Here is a 21,342-nt window from a genome sequence, read left to right as displayed (position 1 = left end):
TGTACACATCAATCAAGGGTGAGCCGCCATGGTAATGACCACCGTTCGACAATCCGAGTGAATTTTTACGGGTCACGCGGATCATTGGCTTATACCGACACAGCTCGGAAGCGTGCGCTACAGGCTTGATCAAGGAGAGAGACCATGGATGCAATACTGCCGGTCAACGGCATGGCACGGATCGACTACACCCAGGACACCCTGTTCGGGCCGATTACCCGGCATGTCGAATGCCAAGTGAGCTTGCAACACCAAGCGGGTGGGACGGTACTGAAAGTGTTTCAACCGTTGCCGGACGATCTACGTGAGGCGCAGACGGTGGTGTTTGCGCTGGAGGGACGACGTACCCGTGGCGTGGTGAAGCATCGTCGACACCTGGCCGACCATAGCCTGCGGCTCGAACTCGAACGCCAATAGGAGCCGGCTGGCCGGCTCCCGCAAACACATCAACCTTTGGCGGATTTGGCGCACTCGCACCCGGTTGCCGCCGCACACGGCTCACCATGCGCATGGTGCTCCGCACAGCCCTGACAGCAATAGCCCTTGCCGTCCTTCATTACCGCGTCAGCTCCCAGCACACACTTGCAGTGTGGGCAGGCACAGGTCTTATCTGGCATGGTCAGACTCCTTTTTCTTGGTCGTCCCGGTGCGGCGGGCGCCGGCACCTTAATGAGTGACTGCGGCCCGTCGGCGATGGTTCAAACCGTCAGTCGGCGCGGGTATTGCTGCGGTACATGAACACCAGCGCAAGGGCCAGGCAGACCATCGCCACAATCCGCGCACCCGACAATTCAATCGCCGGATTGCCCAGCCAACCGAAGTTGTCGATCAGCATGCCCATGCCCAATTGCCCGACGATCACAGCCACCGTCGCTACCGCCGTGCCGACGACAGGCACCGCGCCGACCATCACCATCATGTACACCACTCCGAACAAGGCCCCCGTGAGTTGCCATTTCGGCACATCCAGCAAGCTCACTGCCTGGGCGGGTTCAAAGAACAGGATCAACAACGCAGTGACAATCGCGCCCACTCCAAAAGTCACCAGGCTGCCGCGCAATACACCCACCGCCTGGCCCAGGCGACCATTGATGGCGGCCTGCACACTCAACACCGCACCTGCGGCGACTACTACTACCAGTAACAGAATCAGGTTCATCGCCTTAACCTCGCGCAATCAAAACAAGTGCCACCACAATCAGCGCCAGGGCAATCCAGCGCTCGCCATTGACCCGCTTGCGCGCCGCCCCGAACCAGCCGAAATGATCGATCAGCACGCTCTTGCCGACTTGCCCCGAAAGAATCGCGATCATGGTCATCGCGATGCCGATATGCGGCGTGGCCAGGGTCAGCACCACCACGTAGATCGGCCCCAGCAAACCGCCGATCAACTGCCAGCGCGGCAACTCGGACAACGCCGGGCCCTTTTGCGGGCCACTGAACAGCAGCAGTAGAAACAGGATGGCCGAGCCCACACCAAAGATGCTCAGCGTCGCCCACAAATGCCCCACCTGCACACCCAATGGCCCGAGCAGGCCCGCTTCAACCGACAAACCCATGCCAGCCACGATCACCAGCGGCAAAAGCAGTAGCCGCAGGACGTTTTTTTTCGGCTTGGCTAACGCCACGCCCTCGATGGAACTTGCTTGCATACACCACCTGCACATCTACAAAGGATTGGATGGCGAGCATTATCCGGTGGCCGTCCTGTGCGATAAATGGGAGCATACCAACAACACCTTTGCGCAAAACGCACAGCCTGGAGGCACGATGCAAGGCTTGAATGAACTGAGCTTCAAGGCGCTGCGCCTATTCGTCGCCGTACTGGACTTGGGCAGCTTTTCCGAAGTGGCGCGCCGAGAGGGCCTGGCGCCCTCTTCCATCTCCCGGCAGATCCAACTGATGGAACAGGCCCTCGGCCAGCAACTGCTCTACCGGCACACCCGCGCCGTCAGCCCTACCGAAGCCGGGCGCTTGCTCGGACGACATGCGCGGTTGATGCTGGAACAACTGGAAGCCGCCGGCCAGGCGCTGCAGGAACAGGAAAGCGAACCCAGCGGCCTGGTGCGCATCAATGCGCCGATGGTGTTCGGCCAGCGCCATCTCTCTCCTTGGCTGGGCGAGTTGTGCCGGCGTTACCCGAAGCTGCAACTGGATATCCAGCAAACCGACACCTATGTCGACCCGCTGCAAGACGGCACCGACCTGCTGTTCCGCATCGGCGTGCTCAACGACTCCAGCATGCAGGCGCGCATCTTCGCCCCTCAACGCTTCCGCATCGCCGCCAGCCCGGCCTACCTGGCCCGACACGGCGCACCGCAACATCCTGACGAACTGATCAACCACCAGTGCCTGGCCTACAAAGGCATTACCGGCCAGCAACGCTGGTTTTTCCGCAAGGGCCAGGGCGACTGGACACCTTATAGCGTCAAGGGCCCGATCACCGGCAACCATGCCGACACGCTCACCTACGCCGCCGAGCAGGGGCTGGGGCTGGTGGTGTTTCCGTCGTGGTTGATCGGCGACAGTTTGCGTGCGGGCGCTTTGCGGGCAGTGCTGACGGAGTACGACGTGGCGACAACATTGGAGCCGCAGCAGATTGCGGCACTGTGGCCGGGGAGCCGGCGCTTGTCGCTGAAGGTGCGGACGGTGATTGATTATTTTGTGGAATGTTTTGGAGGGGTGCCGTATTGGGATCGGTGACTTTTCCAAGTCGAGAAGAATGTCGCTATGAAGGAAATTTCCTTACAGAAATAGGTAGGTCCGTTCTGATTTTCCGGGCCAGTATTTCTGGCCTCTGCATGCTGAGGCAGACTCTGACGATATTTTTTTGAGAGAGCTGCAATGGAATTCACTTACCCCAAAAAATCGCGCGCTGCGCGAGCCGCTTCAGTCAGCGGTCTGGCCGTCTTTGATAGTGCACGTAGTTTTGGCTATATTTGGCCAAAATGCGGAGATAACCACATGACAACCGTACCTCTGGGCGAAGCGAAAAATAATCTGTCGAAGCTGGTTGATGAAGCTGCCGCCGGCAAGATCATTACCATTGCCAAACATGGGCGTGCGATGGCTCAGCTGGTGCCCGTCGGCAAATCCAAGGGTCGGAGAATCGGTGCAATGAAGGGCAAGCTCGTCATTCCTGAAGACTTCGATGCACCTTTGCCTGACGGCCTACTGGATGCCTTCGAAGGCAACCGCTTATGAGAATGTTGCTGGATACCCATATTCTGCTTTGGACGCTGAGTGAAGATCCTAAGCTATCCAGCAAAGCCAGGAAGCTGATTGAGAACGCAGCAGAGATTTACATCAGCGCTGCAACATTCTGGGAACTGTCAATTAAGGTCGGCCTGGGGAAACTCACCGTCGATCTGGATGAAATCCGTGAGTACTGCCTGGAAAGCGGATTCGTCGAACTGCCCATCACCTCAGAACATGCGATCGCGGTGAAGGACCTTGAGCACCGTCACAAGGATCCGTTTGATCGGCTCATCGTTGCGACCGCCATCAGCGAGCCCATGAAGCTATTGACCGCCGATCCGCAGGTCGCCCAATACACGTCCCTGGCAATCCTGGTGTGAATCGTCCCGATTGCTTCGTTGTGTCTACCCAAAGACCCACTGCCCAATCAACCAGGCATTCGCCCCACTGATCACCGCGAACAGAAACCACGCCAGCAAGCGTGTGGGTAGGCGATTCACGAACGGCCCCATCAGTTGCTTGTCACCGGTCATGCGGATCAGCGGATACAGCGCGAACGGCAACTGCAGGCTGAGCACCACTTGGCTGAGGATCAGCAATTTGCCGATGGCATCGTCGCCCATCAGCCATACCCCCAGGAACGCAGGGATCAGCGCCAGGCCACGTGTGATCAAACGCCGCTGCCAGCAGGGAATACGCAGGTTGAGGTAGCCCTCCATGATCACCTGCCCGGCGATGGTGCCGGTAAAGGTGGAGCTTTGCCCGGAGGCCAGCAAGGCAACGCCAAACAGAATACTGGCGAAGGCACCACCAACCAGCGGATCAAGCAGGTGGTAGGCATCCTGTATCTCGACCACGTCAGTGTGGCCGGTCTTGTGGAAGGCTGCGGCAGCGAGCACCAGGATCGCGGCGTTGACCAACAGCGCGAGCGCTAGCGAGCCAATGGTGTCGATACGCGCCAACTTGACCGCGTCCTGTTTGCTGGCCAGATCCTTGCCGATCAGCCGGGTTTGCACGATGGAGCTGTGCAGGTAGAGGTTATGAGGCATCACCGTGGCCCCGAGGATGCCGATGGCCAAATACAGTGGTGCAGCATCGCTGATGGCCGACAATGACGGGGTGAAACCACTGAACACGTCCGGCCAGAAAGGTTTGATCAGGACCAGTTCGATGAAGAAACACACGCCGATAGTTGCTACCAGCGCGAGCATAATCGCTTCAAGGCGGCGGAAACCGCGGTTCTGCAAGGCCAGGATCAACAAGGTATCGAAGGCAGTGATGACAATGCCGGTGGTCAGTGACACCCCCAGCAGCAGGTGAAAGGCCAGGGCACAGCCGAGTACTTCGGCGAGGTCAGTGGCAATGATGGAGATTTCCGCAAGCACCCACTGGGTGCGTGCGGATCGCTTGCTGTAGCGCTCGCGGCACAGTTGCGCCAGGTCTTTTCCGGTGGCAATGCCCAACCGCGAGCACAGGCACTGCACCGCCATTCCCGCCAGGCTGGCCAGCAACACCACGAACAGCAGGTTGTAACCATAGCGTGAGCCGGCCTCGATGGCCGTGGCCCAGTTGCCTGGGTCCATGTAGCCAATGGAGATCAGCAAGCCTGGTCCGGCGAACATTAGCGCGCGCTTGAAGAACGAAGCCTTGGGGTCAACGGCGACGGAACCGGCGACTTCCGGCGGGCAAAAGGGGGCGGTAGCGATTTTTGGCAGGCTGAATTTCACGCGGTATCCCAGGCAAACACACTCGATAGAGACGCAGCTTATCAGTCGGATGCGACCGTGCGCATCACCGTCTCCCGCGGCAAGTCGAACGCTTCGACCACTTGCACCACAAGGTCCATCTCCTGGTTCAGCGCTTCACGCTCCATGCGCTGGCGAATCACACCTATCACCAGCACCGCCAGAGTGGTAATTGAATACGCCGGGCCGGAAAACGCGCGTACCCCGCTCACCAGCAGCATCGCTGCGGCCAGTGCCTGGCCCACCACCGGGATGGCCGTGGCCGCGCCACGACGCAGGATAAACCCGGTCAACCCGGCGAGCGCCGTGCCGCTCAACGCGGTGGTCGCCGATCGGCCGACATCGAAACGGTTGAACAAGCCCTGCTCCTTTTGCGCGGCGGCCTTGAGTTCGGCGTCGAACACCTGGCGGTCGGCGTTGCTGAGTTTGTCCTTGTACTGCTCGATGAGCTTTTCGGCGACCTGGGCTTCAAGGTCGGCCAATTCGACGGTATTGAGCGGCTCATCGAACTTGATACCCAGCCGCTGCACCACATCTTCGGCGATCTGGCGGTAACTCACGCCGTGGCCACGGGCCAGGTTCATAAAGGTATCGCCGCCCATGCGCTGCAACTCGATGGCCAGCTTGAGCGGCTCGCGCACTGTGGCGTCGATAGTCGCACTGCGCTTTTGCGCCATCAGTTCAGCGAGAAACTTCAACTCCTCAGGCCGCGCCTGCACCAGCGCCGGAAACAGCTCCGCGTCCTCTTCGGCAAAACGCACCTGCGGGCTGCGCTGGTCGGAGCGGATCATGCCGCGCCGCTCGTGCAACAGGTCTGTGTACTGCACCACCGTCTGCAACTGCGGCCAGTAGGCGGCATGATCGAAGGTCGCCAAGTGCACGTTGGTGACCTTGGCCTTGAGCGCCGGCGTCACCGGGATCGCATAGCGGCCGATGCAACGCTCGGTATCCGGTTTCAGGGCCAGCGCCCAGTCTTTGCTGGAGTGGCAATTGATCACGCGCCCGTTGAGCGGCGCCGATACATCATCCCACGGGCTCGACGTGCAGATCGCCCCGCCCATCAACAGCAGATTGTCCAATGGCAGTTCACGGGCGGTCTCGGGATTGGCGAGCAGGCTCTTGACCAGAATGCGTGCGCCAAGGGAATGGCCAATCAGGTTGATACGCCGGACTGCCAGGGACTCGCCGTGCAGGTAATTGGCCAATTCGGGCAGCAAGCTCCTGGCGACCTCGTCCACCCGTGCCTCGACGCTTTTGTAGTGATCGAGGAAATACGCAATTGCCTTGCCCACCCCGACAGTCGCCGCGCCCAGGCTGCCGCCGCCCAGCATTGCGCCGATCACATCCTTGAACGGTGCAAACAGGTTTTCCAGGAAATGCCCCGCCGGCCAGAACAGCATCAGGTTGGTGGAGCCTTCGATGCCCGCCAACTGCGCCTTGAAGCTGCCCAGCTGTTGTCGGTTGAAGAACGCCGAATAACCGTGGACATAGAGATTAAGCACATCGCCCTGGGGCTCACCACACATCAAGAACGTGGGCTTGCGGGTGCGGTGCATTTCATCCCACTGGTGCTGCATGGGGCAATGACTCCTGGTGACAAGGGACGGCGATAGTAACAAAGGGCGGGGTTCAACGTCGTACCGCTGGGGGCAAAGGTACTGCATTGGCCTCTTCGTCCTTTCAGAACAGGGAGGCGGCCTTGGACTTGGCCAGGTAACGCGCCGGTGAATCGCCCAGATTGCGGCGAAATACCGAAGTGAACGCGCTGGAACTGCTGAACCCCAACTCGAACGCCACATCGGTGATGGACGAGCCATGACTGAGCCGCGCCGTCGCCTCCAACAGGCACACCTGCTGGCGCCAGGACACAAAGGTCATGCCCGTGCATTCACGGAAGTTACGGGTGAAGGTGCGTCGGCTCATGCTCGACCAGTCGGCCATCTCGCAGATGGAGATCTTCTGCGTCGGGGCTTCGAGGAAGCGCTGACAAGAACGAGCCAGACGTGCTTCGGAGGGCAACGGCGCACTGAGGGGCAACTCGGGCATAGCGCCGATTTCATCGATCAACAGGGTCAGCACGCAGCGATCGCGAACACTGGGCGAGGCCGATGGCCCAATCGCCAGCGCCGCCTCCAGGAGATGGCGCAACAGCGGCGAGACGCCAAATACCTGGCAATAGTCCTGCAACCCTGCGCGCCGGGCCGCGTCGTCGTCCAGGTAAGTATTGAGCATCACCACATCACCGCGCATGTGCATCTCATGGGAGACGCCGCCTGGCACCCAGATCGCGCGCTGCGGCGGTACGACCCAGTTACCGAGGTCAGTGAACATTTTCAGCGCACCGGTGGACGCATAAGCGAACTGCCCACGGCGATGGGTATGCCGTGGAAACACCGTGCCGGACGGGTACTCGCGCAGCGTCACCACCGCTTCGGGGCTGTCGGGTTCGTACGGGGAATAAGTGAAGGTCGGCGGCATGGCCCGATTTTGTCAAAGTATGACCTGACATAGCAAGCGGGCCACTACTCTGCCACCTAGAATCGTCGCTCCCCAAGTTGGGTTCATCTCGAAGGGATATTCGGAAAATGAGTGTCAAAAACTACTTGGACGTACGAGTAGACGGCGCCGTTCTGATGGTGGGTCTCAACCGCCCGCAGAAGCGAAACGCCATGTCTCTGGAAGTCATGCACGAACTGCGCGATACCTTCACCAATATGCCTGAAGGCATTGGTGCCGCCGTGCTCTACAGCACCAGCCAGCATTTCTGCACGGGGCTGGACTTGTCGGAGATCCGCGACCAATCGGTCATCGACAACGTCCAGGCCTTCCGCGAATGGCACAAAACCTTTGAACTGATCCAGTTCGGCAAGGTGCCCGTCGTCGCCGCCATTACCGGTGCCGCCATCGGTGGTGGCCTGGAAATCGCCACGGCCTGTAGCCTGCGCGTGGTGGATGACAGCGCCTTCTTCTCGCTGCCCGAGGCGATGCGTGGCCTGTACGTCGGCGTCGGCGCCTCGGTGCGCTTCCCGCGCATCGCCGGCATCGCCCTGATGACCGACATGATGCTCACCGGCCGCACGCTCTACGCCAAGGAAAGCTATGAGCGCGGCGTAGCCCAGTACCTGGTGCCGGTCGGCCAGGCGGTACTCAAGGCCACCGAGTTGGCGCACAAGATCGCCGGCAACCTGCCCATGACCAACTACGCGGTAACCCACGTGCTGCCGCGCATTGTCGATCAAAGCCAGCAGGACGGCCTGATGACGGAAGCCTTGATTGCTGCCGTGGTGTCTTCGGATATCCGCACACAGGATCGCCTGGCGGACTTCCTGGATCGCAAGAAGGACAAGATCCAGACCGCGCCAGCGGTGTAACTCCCGGTCGTGAACGTTGCCGAGCGCACCTCGGCAAACCATGGATGGCCTTCACAATCACTATCAACCTGGTGAAACCATGTTTCAGCACAGCACTCAAGACGATCTTTATCGCAGCAATGACGCGACCGATGAACGATTGATCAAAATCGAACGCAGCTGGCACAAACGCGCACAGATCAAGCTCGATTCCCAACGGCCGGATATCCAGCTTGACCTGCAGGCGCCGGACTTTCTCGAGGCCCTGTTACCTTTCGCCCATGATCCGCATTACCAGCACTACCCCCACGCCCTGAAACTGCTGATCCTGTCGGCCGGCTGGGTGATCTATAACCAGAAAACCATCGCCATCGAAACCGAAATCATTTGCCCGTCCTGCATCGACCTGCTGCAGTTGGGCCCGCGCCTGAGCTCCGCCAGCGCCGCGACGATTTCCGAAACCCTGGCGGATGAGGCTTATCACACGCTGTTTTCGATCAACATGTGTGAGCTGGCAATTACCCAGCGTGGCATGCGCATCAAATGGCCGGAGCTGGAACTGACCCGCCACCTGAACCAGGCCCAGGCCACCCTGTCCGAAGCGGATTTCAAGATCTACCGCCTGGCCTTCTCGCTGGTCTCGGAGACATTTATCAGCGACTACCTGGCCGACCTCAGCGACGCGCCGGAGATCCAACCGGTGTTTCGCCATGTGGTGGCCCTGCACAAAAAAGACGAGCTGGTGCACAAGCACATCTTCCCGCTGTTCGTGCAGCAGGTGGTCGGAGACTTCACCGCGCAGCAAACCGCCTTGTTCACCCGCGGCATCGCCAACTCCATCCGGATCTTCCCGATGCGCGAGATTTCGGCGTGGCGAATCATCCTGCCGCAACTGCTCGAAGTGTTCGGCGACCAATCGCTGCTACTACCGACTCAATTTACCGAGACCGGCGAAGCGGACTACTCGGCCATGCCCGAGATTCTCAGCTCCATTGGCATACACCCCGACGCGGTGCTGCCTGAGCTGCCAGTGATGAGCGAACCGGTCACCACCGTTTGAAACCAGCGTGCTGCTGATCAATACAAATTCAATAGAGTAATTGTCATGTGTGGATACATTGGCGTCTTTGCCAAACAACCTCGTGCGTTCAACCCGAACATGTTCGATGCCGCCCTGCGTGCAATCCATCATCGCGGCCCGGACAGCTCCAGCCAATGGTTCGACCCCCAAGGCCAGGCCGCCTTTGGCTATGTGCGCCTGGGACTGGTCGGCCTGGGTAACGGCACCCAGCCTATCGTGGCCGACGAAGGCGACTTGGTGATGATGGTCAACGGCGAGTTCTATGACTATCAACGCATCCGCGCCGAACTGGAGAGCGATGGTTGCCGCTTCAAGACCTCGTCCGACAGCGAAATCGCCATGCACCTGTACCGCCGCCATGGCGTACGCGGCCTCAAGCAACTGCGCGGCGAATTCACCATCCTGATCTTCGATCGCCTGCGCAAAAAGCTGTTTGCCGTGCGTGACCGGGTGGGCGTCAAGCCGCTGTACTACACCGAGCATGAAGGTGCCTGGTACTTCGCCTCCGAAATCAAAGCCTTGCTAGCAGCCGGTGTACCCGCGCAGTGGGACCACGAAGCCTACGCCAATCGCGGTTTCATCCTGCGCGACCGGACTGTGTTCAACAATATTCGCAGCGTGAAACCAGGTTGCTGGATCATCGCCGATGAAAGCGGCCTGCAAACCGAACAGTACTGGGACTGGGACTTCCCGGATGCCCAAGCCACCGAGCAGCGCAGTGAAGCCGAGATGATCGAGTCCCTGCGCAACACCATCGAAGAGTCCGTACGCCTGCGCCTGCATGCCGATGTACCGGTCGGAGTGTGCCTGAGTGGCGGTCTCGACTCGTCGGCCATGCTCGGCATCGCCACCGAGCTGACCGGCCAGCCATTGCAGGCGTTCCACTTGTCGTTCGAAGGTGAGCAGGCCTACGACGAACGCCAGTACGCCGAAGTGGCCGCACGGCATAACCGTGCCCACCTCAATGTGCTGTCGGTGAACTCCTCCGACATGGCGGATAACTTCGAAAATGCCCTGTGGCACGCCGAAATGCCCTTCGCCAACGCTCACAGCGTGGCCAAGTACCTGCTGTGCAAATATGTGCAGAATCAGGGCATGCGCGCCGTACTCACTGGTGAAGGTGCCGACGAAGTCTTCGGCGGCTACCCGCACTATCGTCGCGACATGGTGTTGTACAACCACGAAAACCAGGACCCGACCGCGATCGCCGAACTCAGCCGACGCCTGCATGCCAGCGAAGATCGCTACCTGCCCGGCGGCAAAAATGATGTGAAATGGGTGCAGGACGAACTCGGCCATGGCGTGTCCTGGCTGCAAACCCAGTCGGCGCTGTTCGGCCCCCTGGCGCAGTTGTACAGCGATGACTTCCGTGAGCGTTTCAGCAATACCGATGCCTATCGCGAGTTCTACGATCGCCTGAGCCCACGGGCGCTCAACGGCTGGGAGCCGGTGAACCGTTCGCTGTATATGGTGGCCAAGTCCAGCCTGCCCAACGTGGTGCTCACCTCCCTGGGAGACCGCATGGAAATGGCCGGCAGTCTGGAAGGTCGACCACCGCTGCTCGATCACCAAGTGATTGAGGCCGCGTGCCGCCTGCCAGTGAACATGAAAGTGCGCGGCGCCACCGAGAAATACGCGCTGCGCGAAGCCATGCGCCCTTATGTGCCCCAGGCTGTGCTGGATCGCAAGAAGCAGTACTTCCGCGCCCCGCCGGCATCCGAAAGCCCGCAATCGAAGCTGTATGAAATGATCAACGACGTGTTGAGCGGCCCGGCATTGAATAACGTACCGTTCTTCGACCCGCGTAAAGTACGCGCCTTGCTGGCAACCCTGCCAAGCTTGTCCACCGCCCAACGCGCTTCGGCAGACAACCTGCTGATGGAAATCGCCGGGCTGTGCCTGATGCAAAAACGCTTCGCCTTGAACTGACTTCCCGGCGGCACCTCGCGATCGCGGTGTGCCGCCTGACCCAAGGAGGGTCCATGCTGAAAAAACATCTGTCTCTTGCCGTGCTCGTCACCCTGGTATGGGGCGTCAACTTCCCCATCACCAAACTCGGCCTGCGCGCCATCGACCCGTTTGTACTCACGGGTATCCGCTTCGCCCTTGCCGCCCTGCCGCTGGTGTTCTTTATCAAGCGTCCCGCCGTCAAATTCAGCTACGTGGCCGCCTATGGCTTCATCTTCGGGCTGGGCATGTGGGGCGTGATCAACTATGGCATCCAGGTGGGCGTGAGCCCCGGTATTGCCTCATTGATCATTCAACTCAGCGTGTTCTTCACCATGGGCTGGGGCTTTTTGCTGTTCAAGGAAAAGATCCGTGGCGCGCAGATGCTCGGCGCCGTGCTGGCCTTGATCGGCCTGGCGGGAATCATCTCCACCCAGGAAGGTAACCACGCGGTGCTGGGCGTCATGCTGATCGTGCTCAGCGCGGTGGCCTGGAGCGTGGGCAACGTGATCATCAAGAAATCCGGGGTGAAGGAGATCTTCTCGTTCATGGTGTGGGCCAGCCTGATCCCGCCGATCCCACTGTTCCTCACGGCCTGGTTGATGCACGGTAGCGCCGCGTTCGAAGGTTTGCAGGCCAGCCTCGACCTCACGGCGGTTTTGTCGATCCTGTTCCAGGTGTACCTGGCCACGCACTTTGCCTACTGGGGCTGGAACTCGTTGCTCAAGCTGTACCCGGTATCCACCGTGGCGCCGCTGTCGTTGCTGATTCCGGTGTTCGGTATCACCAGCTCGATGCTGATTCTGGATGAGCGCATTTCCACGCCGAACCTGATCTCGATAGGGATCATCATCGTCGGGCTGGCTGTAGGCCTGTATCGCAGGCCAGCCAACCTCGCGCCCGTGGAACCGCAGCCGATTGTCCACATGGATAGATAGTCATGGCATAAATTCGGTATTTTGTTTGTATATTGAGTGCTTTAGCTTGGGTCCAGTCCTGTACTGAACCGAAGGAAATACCATGAGCACGCCTGAATTTTTTGTCACTTCCGGCTACGGCGATTACATGCGCGAGCACCTGCATTACTCGCAGGCGGTAAAAATCGGCAATCGCGTGGAAACCTCAGGCCAAGGGGGCTGGGACGATGAGTTCAAGATCCCCGCCGCCCTGGCCGACGAGATCGCCCAGGCGTTCCACAACCTGGAACGCACCCTTGCTACTGCCGGCGCCAGTTGGGAGCACGTGATTCACGTCAACTCCTACCACGTCGGTGGTTTCCCGCCCGAAGTCAACGAAGCGATGGTCAAACACTACCGCCAGTACATGCCCCACCATGCACCGATCTGGACGCAAGTCGGCGTCGAGGCCCTGGGCCTGCCGACCATGCGCGTGGAAATCCGCGTGACCGCGATTATTCCCTGACCCCGAACCTGCGGATCACCCATTCGACAAACACCTTGAGCCGCGCGCTCTGGTGACGATTGGGTGGATAGAGGATGTGCAGCGGCGTGGCTGGACGCGACCACTGCGGCAGCACACTGACCAATTGGCCGTTGTCCACGTAGTATTGAACGATGGCCTTGAAATGCTGCCCGACGCCCAGGCCGGCGAGCAGCATTTCCTTGAGGCCGTTGCCTTCATTGGTGGAATAGGCGCAATCGCCCACTTCGATGCGCCTGTCACCCTGCTCGAAAATCAGTGGCTCCGCCTTACCGGATCCGGCAAAAAAATAGCCGGCCTTGAGATGGTTGAGCGCCAGATCCTCCGGGGAAAGCGGCACACCTCGGCGCTCCAGGTAATCAGGGGCCGCACAGGTCAAATACTCCAGGTCGGTCACCTTACGCCCGATCATCGCCATATCATCCAGCTTGCCGGCGCGGATCACGCAGTCCACCCCTTCCCCCACAATGTTCACCGAACGATCACTGATACCCAAGGCAATGGTGATATCGGGATACTCGCGATGAAAATCCACCAGCGCCGGAATCAGCAGGCAATTGGCAAACGACGCAGGCGCATCCACCCGCAGATGCCCGCCGGGCTTGAGGACTTGCCCACGGATGGCGCTATCCACTTCGTCCAATTCTGCGACCAGTCGCCGGGCATGTTGGTAATACTCCAACCCCTCGGACGTTGGCGCCAGAGCCCGTGTGGTGCGGTGCATCAGCTTGATGCCGAGGTGCTTCTCAAGGTCGGTGATCAGCTTGCTCACGGTGGAGCGCGGCAGCGCCAACTGGTCGGATGCACGACTGAATGAGCTGGTTTCGACGACGCGAACAAAGGCACGCATGGCGAGAAGTTGGTTCACAAGGATGACCTTCTGGATAGCTGCAACCGCTTTCAGCAGGCGAAATTGTCGATCTTGACCTGACCATCGGGAAACGTGGCAATAATCTCCAACTCGCCGCCCATCGCGCGGATATAGTCGCGCAACGTGCTGATATACATGTCGGTGCGCCGCTCCATCTTGGAGACGGCCGCCTGGTTGATGTTCAGTGCTTTAGCCAGGCTCGCCTGGCTTAACTGCTGGGCTTTGCGCAGCTCATGCAGTGGCATTTCCTGCAGGTGCTGCTGGAACAACAGCTTGGCTTCGGCACGGGATTGCGGCGTCATGCGCGCTTGCAGTTCAGCGAATTTCTTAGGCATGGTGACGACCCTTCCAACCAGAATTCGACCTCACAAAATATTCCACCAAAGGAATAATAAATTCAACCTGTCGAACAGCGTTTTACCTGAGTCTCTACCCACCCCGCTCAAAAACACAATTTTCGAAATGTAAAAAGCGCTCTAATACACCCTTGTTGATTAGTTTTAGAGATCCTGGAGTTCGCAATGCCCCATGAAGGCAACCTGTTACAAGCAGCTGTGGTGTTCCTGCTCGCCGCCGTGCTGACCGTGCCCCTGGCCAAACGCCTGCAACTGGGCGCAGTGCTGGGCTATCTGTTCGCGGGTGTGATTATCGGCCCGTCGGTGCTGGGTTTGGTGGGCAATCCGCAAAGCGTCGCGCAATTTTCCGAGCTGGGCGTGGTGTTGCTGTTGTTCATCATCGGTCTCGAACTGTCGCCCAAGCGGTTGTGGGTGATGCGCAAGGCGGTGTTCGGCGTCGGTCTGGCGCAAGTGCTGCTGACGGGCCTGGTGATGGGCGTGGTGGCTTTGTGGCTGTTTGGCCAGTCGTGGAACAGTGCGATCGTGCTCGGTCTGGGCCTGGCGCTGTCGTCCACCGCGTTTGGCCTGCAGAGCCTGGCCGAGCGCAAGGAGCTGAACCAGCCCCACGGCCGCCTGGCCTTTGCGATTCTGCTGTTTCAGGACATCGCCGCGATCCCGCTGATCGCCATGGTGCCGCTGCTGGCCGGCAGCGATCACCCGACCACCGAAGCCCAGGGCCTGCAGCATGTTTTGCAAATTCTCGGCAGCATCGCGGTGGTGATCATCGGCGGACGCTACCTGTTGCGGCCGGTGTTCCGCATCGTCGCCAAGACCGGGCTGCGCGAAGTGTCCACCGCCACCGCACTGCTGGTGGTGATTGGCACGGCCTGGTTGATGGAGCTGGTGGGCGTGTCCATGGCCCTCGGCGCCTTCCTCGCCGGCCTGCTGCTGGCGGACTCGGAATATCGCCACGAATTGGAATCCCAGATCGAACCGTTCAAGGGCCTGCTGCTGGGCCTGTTCTTTATCAGCGTGGGCATGGGTGCCAACCTCAGCCTGTTGCTCAGCTCGCCGCTGGTGGTGATCGGCCTGACGCTGCTGCTGATTGGCCTGAAACTGCCGCTGCTGTATGCCGTGGGCCGCATGGTCGGTGATCTCAATCGCGAAAGCGCCCTGCGCCTAGGCGTGGTGCTGGCGGCGGGCGGTGAGTTCGCCTTCGTGGTGTTCAAGATCGGCCGCGACCAGGGCCTGTTCGAACCACACCTCTACGACATCCTGGTGCTGACCATCACCCTGTCCATGGCGGTGACACCGTTATTGCTGCTGGTGTGCCCGAAGCTGTTCAAGCCCAAGGTCAAGTCGGTGGAAGTGCCGGAGGAATACCGCACCATTGAAAGCGACGCCCCGCGCGTGGTCATCGCCGGCATGGGCCGTATGGGCCAGATCGTGGCGCGGATCCTGCGTGCGCAGAACATCTCGTTTATCGCCCTGGACACGTCGGTGGAAACCATCGAACTGACCCGCAGCTTCGGCGGCATGCCGGTGTTCTACGGCGACCCGCAACGCCCCGAGATCCTGCACGCGGCCAAAGTCGACCAGGCGGAGTTCTTCGTGATCGCCATGGACGACCCGGAGATCAACATCAAGACCGCCGAACTGGTGCGCAACCTCTACCCGCACATGAAGATCATCGCCCGCGCACGTAACCGCCAACACGTGCATCGCCTGGTGGACCTCGACGCGTCACCGATTCGCGAGACCTTCTACTCCAGCCTGGAAATGAGCCGCCGCACGTTGGTAGGCCTCGGTTTGAGTCAGGCCCAGGCCGACGCGCGCATCACCCGCTTCAAGAACCACGACCTGCAAGTGCTGGCCGCACAACACGCGGTGTACGACGACGCCGCCAAAGTGATGCAAACCGCCCAGGAAGCCCGGGCAGAACTGGCGCGGCTGTTTGAGATGGACCGACTTGAGGAAGAGTCCGACAAGGTGTGAGGCTACGGGTGAACGATTTTGCGAATTTTCTGACAGAATACGGCGCAATTTCGTTCACCCCTGGAGCGCTTCATGGCCACTTTCACCAAGACCGCCGTCCTGCTGGCCCTCGCGTTGGCCGCTGGCAGTGCATTTGCCGCGTCCAAGCCGACCACGCAAACCATCTCCACCTTGGGTGGCAAGTTCACCTTCAACCTGCCCAAAGCCTACGCCGCCGACACCCTGCCGGCTGGCAAGGCCGAGGATGGCACCGCTGACACCCAGGGTACGATGTATGCCAACCAGACCACTAAAAGTGTGGTGATCGTCGCCGAAACCGTGCGTAACGATGGAGTAACCATCGGCGACAACGACGCGCAATTCCTGGACGGCGCCGTGGCCGGGTTCGTCAAGGACCAGAGCGCAGCACTGCCTGACTTCAAGAAACAGAGCGAGAAAAAACTGACGTTCAAAGGCCTCGGCCTGCGCCAGGTGGACAGCACCGCCACCCAAGGCGGCGGCAAAACGCTGAACTCCACGTTCCTCGGTGGTTCGGGTAATCACCTGCTGGTGATCCAGGCGATTTCGCGGGCGGATGATGCCAAGGGGCATGCGGCGCTGGTGAAGCAGATTACCGGCGGCAAATAACCCGATCTACCAAGCAACACATAACCAAAGTGGGAGCGGGCTTGCTCGCGAATGCAGTGTGTCAGTCACCGATGTTTCGACTGACCTACCGCATTCGCGAGCAAGCCCGCTCCCATATTTCTTAACGGTGTTTATTTCAGGCTTTTTTCCAGCCAGGCTTTCAGGTCCTGCACTTCCGCCTCGCTGATGGTATGCGGCATGCCGGGATACCCATGAAACTCCGGCTTCAACCCCAACCCCGTCAACACCTCATTCGCCCGCGTCCCCGACACATAGGGCAGCGCCTGGTCCAAGGTGCCATGGCCGATAAAAATCGCCAATTTGCCCAATGACGCATCCGGCTTCAGTTCAGCCTTAAGCACCGGGAGCACGCTGCCGCTCAACGCCGCAATGCCGCGCAGCAGTTCCGGCCGGCGCAGGCCCACCTCATAGGACATGATCGCCCCCTGGCTGAAACCCACCAGGAACACCCGATCCGGTTGGGTGTGATATTTGGCGGTGGCTTTGCCGACAAAGTCTTCGATCAACTGGGCGCTGCGTTGCAGGTCCGCCGTCTCGCCATCGTAATCGCCGTTGCCGGGTATCTTGGTAAACCAGCGATAACCGTGGGAATCCACTGGCATCGGCGCACGGGCCGACAAGTAAGTCCACGTGGAGGGCAGCGCGTCCTTGATGCCGAACAGATCTTCCTCGTTGCTGCCAAACCCGTGCAGGAAAATCACCAGCGGCTGGTTGCGTGCATCACCCTGGGTTTGTTCCAGGTAAGACAGCGGCAAGTCCGTATGCAACCTCTCGTCGGCATGGGCGGTACCGACGACCAGCGTCAGCGCCAGGGCAACCAGTTTGAGCATGGGGCATCACCTCAGGGTTTACGTAACAGATAAGTGTCCATGATCCAGCCATTGTCCAAGCGCGCCGCCTTGCGCACCCGTTCGATTTCTTCTGCGACTTCGCTGACTTTGCCGCTGATCAGTATCTCATCCGGCGTGCCCAGGTAGGCGCCCCAATAGATCTCCAAGTCCTGGTCCGCCACGCTGCGGTAGGAGTCTTCGGCGTCGAGCATTACAACCAACGTGTCGGCATCACTCGCCTGCCCCGCCGCCAAACGGCGCCCGGTAGTGATCTCAACGGACTTGCCAATACGGTTCAGCGGTACTTTGTGCTGGGCGGCCAAGGCTTGCACACTGGTGATGCCCGGGATCACTTCGAACTCGAACTCACTGCGGCCACTGGCAAGAATCGCCTGCAAGATGCGGATGGTGCTGTCGTACAGCGCAGGGTCGCCCCAGGCGAGGAAAGCGCCCACTTCACCGTCAGCCATTTCTTCGTTGATCATGCGTTCGAAGGTCTGCTGCTTGTCGCGGTTGAGGTCCTGCACGGCGGTGGTGTAGTCGATCTCGCCGCGCACCCGCTCGGGGCAGCTGGCCTCGACGAAACGGTAGCCAGGCTCGGTGATGTAGGTCTCGCAGATCTCGCGACGCAGGTCGATCAACTTGTCTTTGCTCTGGCCCTTGTCCATCAGGAAAAACACGTCGGTGCGGTTGAGCGCCTTCACGGCCTGCATCGTGATGTAGTCAGGGTTGCCGGCGCCAATGCCGATGATCAGGATGCGTTTCATGGGTTGCTCTCATTGCGGGGCGTGGATTTTGCCATGTTCGGGCAGCTAGGCGTGAGTTTCCAGGCGCAGTCGCCAGACGTCGTTGAAGCGCAGCTCAGTGGCGGACAACGGTTCGACGTCGATCAGGTAGAACATCGAGATCGGAAATTCCATGACGTACAGCATTGCCGCACGGATCACGAAGGGATGGGTGATGGCCACGACGTGGCCGGGTTGGGTTTCGAGGGATTTCATCCAACGGCCTACTCGTGCGCAGACTTGGTCCACGGATTCGCCGCCATGCGAGGCACTGGCGCTGTTGCCAAGCCAATCCATCAACTCGTTGCGATCTATCGCGTCGATGTCCTTGCCCTTCCACCGACCAAAGTCAGCATCGCACAAGGCTTTTTCGACTTGGGGATGCCTGCCGAACAAACCTGCTGTCTGTCGGGTACGCGCCTCGGGACCGCACAATAAGCGCAAGTTTTTCTTGTAGCGGCCGGCAAGGGACAAACCCGCATTTCGCCAATCCATCGCAACGGACTCGTCATCGGGAAAACGCCCCTTTTTTTGCTGGAGAGTCACGGCATGGCAGATAAGTGTCAAACGAGTGGCCGGCATCACAGAGTGCTTCAACGACAAGGATGAGGCCACCAAGACTGGCGCAGTTCTCGCTAGGGCGCAACGCCTTGTGCCAGATAAAGCACCTGGTAACCCGCGCCAGGATATTCGGCGTCCAGCGCCTTGGCGGACAGCGTAAACCGCACCAACCGCCACGCTTGCACATCCAACGCGAGGAACACTGCGAACGTGTCACTGTGCTCAGCCACCTGCTGATTACGCTGTTTCTCCTCGGCCAAGATCGCGGCGCGGTTCGCCCCTGGCGCCAATGCCCACTCCTCGCGATACAAACTCAACGCGCCCTGTGCCGGGCCACGTTGCAGGTCCAACGGCAACCAGCTCTCGATATGTGGGCGGCCAAAGCTGTCGAGCACCTTCTGAAAGCGCTCACCCAGCAGGAAGTCAGCCGCCTGCAGCGGGTCGGCCCAGAGGTAAACCGACGAATACACATTACCCCCGCGCTCCTGGGCGATAAACGCCTTGAACAGCAACCCCTCGGCGTTATCCCACAACGGCCCCAATTGCGCGGCGCGTCGGCGGATCACGCCCATGTCGTAGTCGGCAGGCAAGCGATGTGAATACTGTTTGGCAAACATGGACAAACTCCTGGGCAAGTTGAGTGTTTAGCTTGCGCAGCGACGATGATTTCAACAAGATATCAACCGATATAAGTGCGATAAGGATCCAATATGACTGACGCACCCAAACCACTGGATATCGACACTGTCCAAGCCTTCGTGCTGGTGGCCGATTTCGCCAGCTTCACTCGCGCCGCCGAAGCCCTCGACACCTCCCAGGCAGCGATCAGCCTCAAACTCAAACGCCTGGAAGAACGCCTCGGCTATCGCCTGCTAGAGCGCACGCCACGCCATGTGCGGTTGTCGCCCCAAGGCGAACAATTCATCGTCGCGGCCCGCGCCCTGCTCAATGCCCATGAACGCGCCTTGGGCGATATGAACAGCCACGCGCCGCGACGCCTGGTGATCGGCATCAGTGATCACGTGGCCGGCCCCGACTTGCCGACCTGGCTCAATCGCCTGGCCGCTTACGATCCGTTGGTGATCCTTGAAGTGCGCATCGCCTCCTCCCGCGACCTGGTCGCCGCCTTCGACCGCAGCGAACTTGACGCCGTGATTGTGCGCAACGAGGGCGACCGCCAGGATGGCGACGTGCTGGCGGTGGAACGCTTCGGCTGGTTCGCCGCCCCCACCTGGCAACACAGCCCCGGCACGCCCCTGCGCATGGCCACAATGGCCGCGCCCTGCGGCGTTCGCCACTTGGCCACACGCGCACTGGATGAGGCACGCATCGACTGGACCGAAGTGTTCGTTGGCGGCGGTGTCATGGCCGTGGGTGCCGCCGTCAGCGCCGGATTGGGCGTCGCCGCCCTCGCCCATCGCGTTGCGCCGGCAGGTGCGGTGGAAGTGAGTGAGCAATACGGGTTGCCCGCCTTGCCCGTGAGTGAGGTGGTACTTCACAGCCGCATCACCGATGTGCGCTCACGGGAAACACTGCGTGCCTTGAGCGCGACCTTTCGCGGCGTGCTGCAACGCTAATCAAACCATTCGCGTCGGCCTTCAAAGGTGCCGATGATCAACTCCACAATCATCCGCACCGCCTCCACATCCGCCACCTGCGCATTCACCGCCAGCCACACCTGGCGCTGCATGCTCTCGGCCAACAACCCCGGCAACGCCACCAGGCCCCGGTCAAAACTGCTCATGTAATGTGGCAGCAACCCAATGCACGCACCGCAACGAATCATCTCCAACATCAGCGAATACGCATGCACCTGCACCACCGCCGCCAAGCGCTGCTGCACCACCCGGTTCCACGCCTGCAACGCGCCCACCTGCGCATCAGGCTGCCATTGCACCAGCATGTAGTCGTCGAGGTCTTCGACACTGTCCGGGCGTGTGGTCAACCGCGAATAACGCTTGGCGATATGGGGCAAGTAATGTAGGCGCGCCAGGGCCTGTGGCGGCTCGGTGGCAAAGCTCGGTCCAGGCACGGGGCCATCGGTGTCCGACAGCCATAGCACCACATCCACATCCACCGCTTGCAGCGACAACTGGCTGTCGATGGAGATGATCTCCAGGCGCACGCTGGCATTGCGGCGCAACAAAGCGATCAGGTCGCGACCAAGGATGTCGTGCAGGATCGGTTCGGCCACTGCCAGCCGAATCAACGGCTGCTCCGTGACCGGCAAGCGCCGTTCATGGGCCAGGGCAATCAATTGGGCCTGCAACTGCTGGCCATCGCGACTGAGCACCAGACCATTGCCCTGGTAGGTGAACAGCGAATGCCGTAAATGTTCTTCCAACTGCGCCAGGCGCTTGCGCAACAGCGTCGCCTTGATATTCAAGCTGCGCGCCGCCTGCATGAAGCAGCCGCAGCGCGCGCTCACCAGAAAGTAGCGCGCCACCTCCGGCTCGATCTCATGGGCCAGGGCCAGCCAGCTACTGCGTCCCTCGGTGGGGGCGCGATAAGAGGACGGCCCCTGGGGGGCGGACGGTTCTAGAAATGCCATGGGAG

At 60.3% G+C, this 21,342-nt stretch carries 25 protein-coding genes; 12 read left to right on the top strand and 13 right to left on the bottom strand.

The window, feature by feature from the left end:
• Positions 1–144 precede the first annotated feature (144 nt).
• The gene (locus RB216_RS11370; RefSeq protein WP_068936173.1) at positions 145–417 is read left to right on the top strand and encodes a hypothetical protein; all 273 of its coding nucleotides are present in this window, start codon (positions 145–147) and stop codon (positions 415–417) included.
• 29 nt (positions 418–446) lie between these two features.
• Here the strand turns inward: RB216_RS11370 and RB216_RS11365 are convergent, their stop codons facing one another.
• The 3 genes from RB216_RS11365 to RB216_RS11355 all read right to left on the bottom strand — a co-directional run bounded on the left by RB216_RS11365 (position 447) and on the right by RB216_RS11355 (position 1,652).
• Entirely contained in the window at positions 447–617 is a 171-nt protein-coding gene (locus RB216_RS11365) for a metallothionein (protein ID WP_016977247.1), read from the bottom strand.
• An 89-nt stretch (positions 618–706) separates the two neighbouring features.
• The gene (locus tag RB216_RS11360) at positions 707–1,159 is read right to left on the bottom strand and encodes a DMT family transporter (RefSeq protein WP_068936175.1); all 453 of its coding nucleotides are present in this window, start codon (positions 1,157–1,159) and stop codon (positions 707–709) included.
• Positions 1,160–1,163: 4 nt separating this feature from the next.
• The gene (locus RB216_RS11355) at positions 1,164–1,652 is read right to left on the bottom strand and encodes a DMT family transporter (RefSeq protein ID WP_028619804.1); all 489 of its coding nucleotides are present in this window, start codon (positions 1,650–1,652) and stop codon (positions 1,164–1,166) included.
• 118 nt (positions 1,653–1,770) lie between these two features.
• Here RB216_RS11355 and RB216_RS11350 point away from each other — a divergent pair, with 118 nt between their 5' ends.
• From RB216_RS11350 to RB216_RS11340, 3 genes are all read left to right on the top strand, one after another.
• A complete protein-coding gene (locus RB216_RS11350; RefSeq protein ID WP_028619803.1) occupies positions 1,771–2,703 on the top strand; it encodes a LysR family transcriptional regulator in 933 nt (310 codons plus the stop codon).
• 141 nt (positions 2,704–2,844) lie between these two features.
• The gene (locus RB216_RS11345) at positions 2,845–3,204 is read left to right on the top strand and encodes a type II toxin-antitoxin system Phd/YefM family antitoxin (protein WP_236639999.1); all 360 of its coding nucleotides are present in this window, start codon (positions 2,845–2,847) and stop codon (positions 3,202–3,204) included.
• Positions 3,201–3,578, top strand: coding sequence for a type II toxin-antitoxin system VapC family toxin (locus RB216_RS11340; RefSeq protein WP_028619801.1), 378 nt, complete (start codon positions 3,201–3,203; stop codon positions 3,576–3,578). Before RB216_RS11345 ends, RB216_RS11340 begins: the two co-directional genes overlap by 4 nt.
• A gap of 24 nt (positions 3,579–3,602) precedes the next feature.
• Here RB216_RS11340 and RB216_RS11335 read toward each other — a convergent pair whose 3' ends face one another.
• The 3 genes from RB216_RS11335 to RB216_RS11325 form a co-directional block, all read right to left on the bottom strand.
• Positions 3,603–4,925 (bottom strand): Nramp family divalent metal transporter, encoded by a 1,323-nt coding sequence (locus tag RB216_RS11335; protein WP_308908703.1) that lies wholly within the window; start codon positions 4,923–4,925, stop codon positions 3,603–3,605.
• A 41-nt stretch (positions 4,926–4,966) separates the two neighbouring features.
• Positions 4,967–6,520, bottom strand: coding sequence for a DUF726 domain-containing protein (locus RB216_RS11330; protein ID WP_122726297.1), 1,554 nt, complete (start codon positions 6,518–6,520; stop codon positions 4,967–4,969).
• A gap of 103 nt (positions 6,521–6,623) precedes the next feature.
• A complete protein-coding gene (locus RB216_RS11325) occupies positions 6,624–7,421 on the bottom strand; it encodes an AraC family transcriptional regulator (RefSeq protein ID WP_028619798.1) in 798 nt (265 codons plus the stop codon).
• A 107-nt stretch (positions 7,422–7,528) separates the two neighbouring features.
• Between RB216_RS11325 and RB216_RS11320 the strand changes: the two genes are divergently transcribed.
• The 5 genes from RB216_RS11320 (at position 7,529) to RB216_RS11300 (ending at position 12,743) form a co-directional block, all read left to right on the top strand.
• Positions 7,529–8,314: a crotonase/enoyl-CoA hydratase family protein gene (locus RB216_RS11320; RefSeq protein WP_016977256.1), complete on the top strand. Its 786-nt coding sequence runs from the start codon at positions 7,529–7,531 to the stop codon at positions 8,312–8,314.
• A 79-nt stretch (positions 8,315–8,393) separates the two neighbouring features.
• Positions 8,394–9,353 carry a diiron oxygenase gene (locus RB216_RS11315; protein WP_028619797.1) on the top strand — a complete coding sequence of 320 codons (960 nt, stop codon included), beginning with the start codon at positions 8,394–8,396 and terminating at the stop codon, positions 9,351–9,353.
• A gap of 45 nt (positions 9,354–9,398) precedes the next feature.
• Entirely contained in the window at positions 9,399–11,303 is a 1,905-nt protein-coding gene (asnB, locus tag RB216_RS11310) for an asparagine synthase (glutamine-hydrolyzing) (protein ID WP_028619796.1), read from the top strand.
• A gap of 53 nt (positions 11,304–11,356) precedes the next feature.
• Positions 11,357–12,259, top strand: coding sequence for an EamA family transporter (locus tag RB216_RS11305; RefSeq protein ID WP_028619795.1), 903 nt, complete (start codon positions 11,357–11,359; stop codon positions 12,257–12,259).
• Positions 12,260–12,341: 82 nt separating this feature from the next.
• On the top strand, positions 12,342–12,743 hold the full coding sequence (locus RB216_RS11300) for a RidA family protein (protein ID WP_028619794.1): 402 nt from the start codon (positions 12,342–12,344) through the stop codon (positions 12,741–12,743).
• Here RB216_RS11300 and RB216_RS11295 read toward each other — a convergent pair.
• Positions 12,733–13,629 carry a LysR family transcriptional regulator gene (locus RB216_RS11295; RefSeq protein WP_240037330.1) on the bottom strand — a complete coding sequence of 299 codons (897 nt, stop codon included), beginning with the start codon at positions 13,627–13,629 and terminating at the stop codon, positions 12,733–12,735. The two genes, RB216_RS11300 and RB216_RS11295, sit on opposite strands and share 11 nt — an antisense overlap.
• A 32-nt stretch (positions 13,630–13,661) precedes the next feature.
• Positions 13,662–13,967, bottom strand: coding sequence for an XRE family transcriptional regulator (locus RB216_RS11290; protein WP_028619792.1), 306 nt, complete (start codon positions 13,965–13,967; stop codon positions 13,662–13,664).
• A 186-nt stretch (positions 13,968–14,153) separates the two neighbouring features.
• On the opposite strand from RB216_RS11290, the gene RB216_RS11285 reads away from it, so the two are divergent.
• On the top strand, positions 14,154–15,962 hold the full coding sequence (locus RB216_RS11285) for a monovalent cation:proton antiporter-2 (CPA2) family protein (RefSeq protein WP_028619791.1): 1,809 nt from the start codon (positions 14,154–14,156) through the stop codon (positions 15,960–15,962).
• Between the two features lie 72 nt (positions 15,963–16,034).
• Positions 16,035–16,589: a DcrB/PsbP domain-containing protein gene (locus RB216_RS11280; RefSeq protein ID WP_028619790.1), complete on the top strand. Its 555-nt coding sequence runs from the start codon at positions 16,035–16,037 to the stop codon at positions 16,587–16,589.
• Positions 16,590–16,720: 131 nt separating this feature from the next.
• Here RB216_RS11280 and RB216_RS11275 read toward each other — a convergent pair whose 3' ends face one another.
• From RB216_RS11275 to RB216_RS11260, 4 genes are read right to left on the bottom strand one after another with little or no spacing between them, the layout of a single operon-like run.
• Positions 16,721–17,440, bottom strand: coding sequence for an alpha/beta hydrolase (locus RB216_RS11275; protein ID WP_028619789.1), 720 nt, complete (start codon positions 17,438–17,440; stop codon positions 16,721–16,723).
• 11 nt (positions 17,441–17,451) lie between these two features.
• Positions 17,452–18,207, bottom strand: coding sequence for a precorrin-6A synthase (deacetylating) (gene cobF / locus RB216_RS11270; protein WP_028619788.1), 756 nt, complete (start codon positions 18,205–18,207; stop codon positions 17,452–17,454).
• Positions 18,208–18,252: 45 nt separating this feature from the next.
• The gene (locus RB216_RS11265) at positions 18,253–18,807 is read right to left on the bottom strand and encodes a histidine phosphatase family protein (protein WP_068936191.1); all 555 of its coding nucleotides are present in this window, start codon (positions 18,805–18,807) and stop codon (positions 18,253–18,255) included.
• Positions 18,808–18,860: 53 nt separating this feature from the next.
• Positions 18,861–19,403 carry a DUF4865 family protein gene (locus tag RB216_RS11260; protein WP_028619786.1) on the bottom strand — a complete coding sequence of 181 codons (543 nt, stop codon included), beginning with the start codon at positions 19,401–19,403 and terminating at the stop codon, positions 18,861–18,863.
• A 93-nt stretch (positions 19,404–19,496) separates the two neighbouring features.
• On the opposite strand from RB216_RS11260, the gene RB216_RS11255 reads away from it, so the two are divergent.
• Positions 19,497–20,363, top strand: coding sequence for a LysR family transcriptional regulator (locus RB216_RS11255; RefSeq protein WP_028619785.1), 867 nt, complete (start codon positions 19,497–19,499; stop codon positions 20,361–20,363).
• Here RB216_RS11255 and RB216_RS11250 read toward each other — a convergent pair.
• Positions 20,360–21,337, bottom strand: coding sequence for a LysR family transcriptional regulator (locus tag RB216_RS11250; protein WP_028619784.1), 978 nt, complete (start codon positions 21,335–21,337; stop codon positions 20,360–20,362). The two genes, RB216_RS11255 and RB216_RS11250, sit on opposite strands and share 4 nt — an antisense overlap.
• Positions 21,338–21,342 lie beyond the last annotated feature (5 nt).

This window comes from Pseudomonas canadensis, assembly GCF_030980095.1.
Classification (GTDB): Bacteria; Pseudomonadota; Gammaproteobacteria; order Pseudomonadales; family Pseudomonadaceae; genus Aquipseudomonas; species Aquipseudomonas canadensis.
Note: the sequence above shows the minus strand (reverse complement) of the source record. Positions and strands in the feature narration are given on the sequence as shown.

Bases quoted from the DNA above. Each gene is read 5' to 3' on its own strand.
- RB216_RS11330 (WP_122726297.1), bottom strand. From the start codon at position 6,520: ATGCAGCACCAGTGGGATGAAATGCACCGCACCCGCAAGCCCACGTTC.
- RB216_RS11340 (WP_028619801.1), top strand. From the start codon at position 3,201: ATGAGAATGTTGCTGGATACCCATATTCTGCTTTGGACGCTGAGTGAA.
- RB216_RS11370 (WP_068936173.1), top strand. From the start codon at position 145: ATGGATGCAATACTGCCGGTCAACGGCATGGCACGGATCGACTACACC.
- RB216_RS11275 (WP_028619789.1), bottom strand. From the start codon at position 17,440: ATGCTCAAACTGGTTGCCCTGGCGCTGACGCTGGTCGTCGGTACCGCC.
- RB216_RS11305 (WP_028619795.1), top strand. From the start codon at position 11,357: ATGCTGAAAAAACATCTGTCTCTTGCCGTGCTCGTCACCCTGGTATGG.
- RB216_RS11285 (WP_028619791.1), top strand. From the start codon at position 14,154: ATGCCCCATGAAGGCAACCTGTTACAAGCAGCTGTGGTGTTCCTGCTC.
- RB216_RS11360 (WP_068936175.1), bottom strand. From the start codon at position 1,159: ATGAACCTGATTCTGTTACTGGTAGTAGTAGTCGCCGCAGGTGCGGTG.
- RB216_RS11315 (WP_028619797.1), top strand. From the start codon at position 8,394: ATGTTTCAGCACAGCACTCAAGACGATCTTTATCGCAGCAATGACGCG.
- RB216_RS11265 (WP_068936191.1), bottom strand. From the start codon at position 18,807: ATGCCGGCCACTCGTTTGACACTTATCTGCCATGCCGTGACTCTCCAG.
- RB216_RS11350 (WP_028619803.1), top strand. From the start codon at position 1,771: ATGCAAGGCTTGAATGAACTGAGCTTCAAGGCGCTGCGCCTATTCGTC.
- RB216_RS11300 (WP_028619794.1), top strand. From the start codon at position 12,342: ATGAGCACGCCTGAATTTTTTGTCACTTCCGGCTACGGCGATTACATG.
- RB216_RS11345 (WP_236639999.1), top strand. From the start codon at position 2,845: ATGGAATTCACTTACCCCAAAAAATCGCGCGCTGCGCGAGCCGCTTCA.
- RB216_RS11355 (WP_028619804.1), bottom strand. From the start codon at position 1,652: ATGCAAGCAAGTTCCATCGAGGGCGTGGCGTTAGCCAAGCCGAAAAAA.
- RB216_RS11260 (WP_028619786.1), bottom strand. From the start codon at position 19,403: ATGTTTGCCAAACAGTATTCACATCGCTTGCCTGCCGACTACGACATG.
- RB216_RS11280 (WP_028619790.1), top strand. From the start codon at position 16,035: ATGGCCACTTTCACCAAGACCGCCGTCCTGCTGGCCCTCGCGTTGGCC.
- RB216_RS11290 (WP_028619792.1), bottom strand. From the start codon at position 13,967: ATGCCTAAGAAATTCGCTGAACTGCAAGCGCGCATGACGCCGCAATCC.
- asnB (WP_028619796.1), top strand. From the start codon at position 9,399: ATGTGTGGATACATTGGCGTCTTTGCCAAACAACCTCGTGCGTTCAAC.
- RB216_RS11325 (WP_028619798.1), bottom strand. From the start codon at position 7,421: ATGCCGCCGACCTTCACTTATTCCCCGTACGAACCCGACAGCCCCGAA.
- RB216_RS11255 (WP_028619785.1), top strand. From the start codon at position 19,497: ATGACTGACGCACCCAAACCACTGGATATCGACACTGTCCAAGCCTTC.
- RB216_RS11250 (WP_028619784.1), bottom strand. From the start codon at position 21,337: ATGGCATTTCTAGAACCGTCCGCCCCCCAGGGGCCGTCCTCTTATCGC.
- RB216_RS11320 (WP_016977256.1), top strand. From the start codon at position 7,529: ATGAGTGTCAAAAACTACTTGGACGTACGAGTAGACGGCGCCGTTCTG.
- cobF (WP_028619788.1), bottom strand. From the start codon at position 18,207: ATGAAACGCATCCTGATCATCGGCATTGGCGCCGGCAACCCTGACTAC.
- RB216_RS11365 (WP_016977247.1), bottom strand. From the start codon at position 617: ATGCCAGATAAGACCTGTGCCTGCCCACACTGCAAGTGTGTGCTGGGA.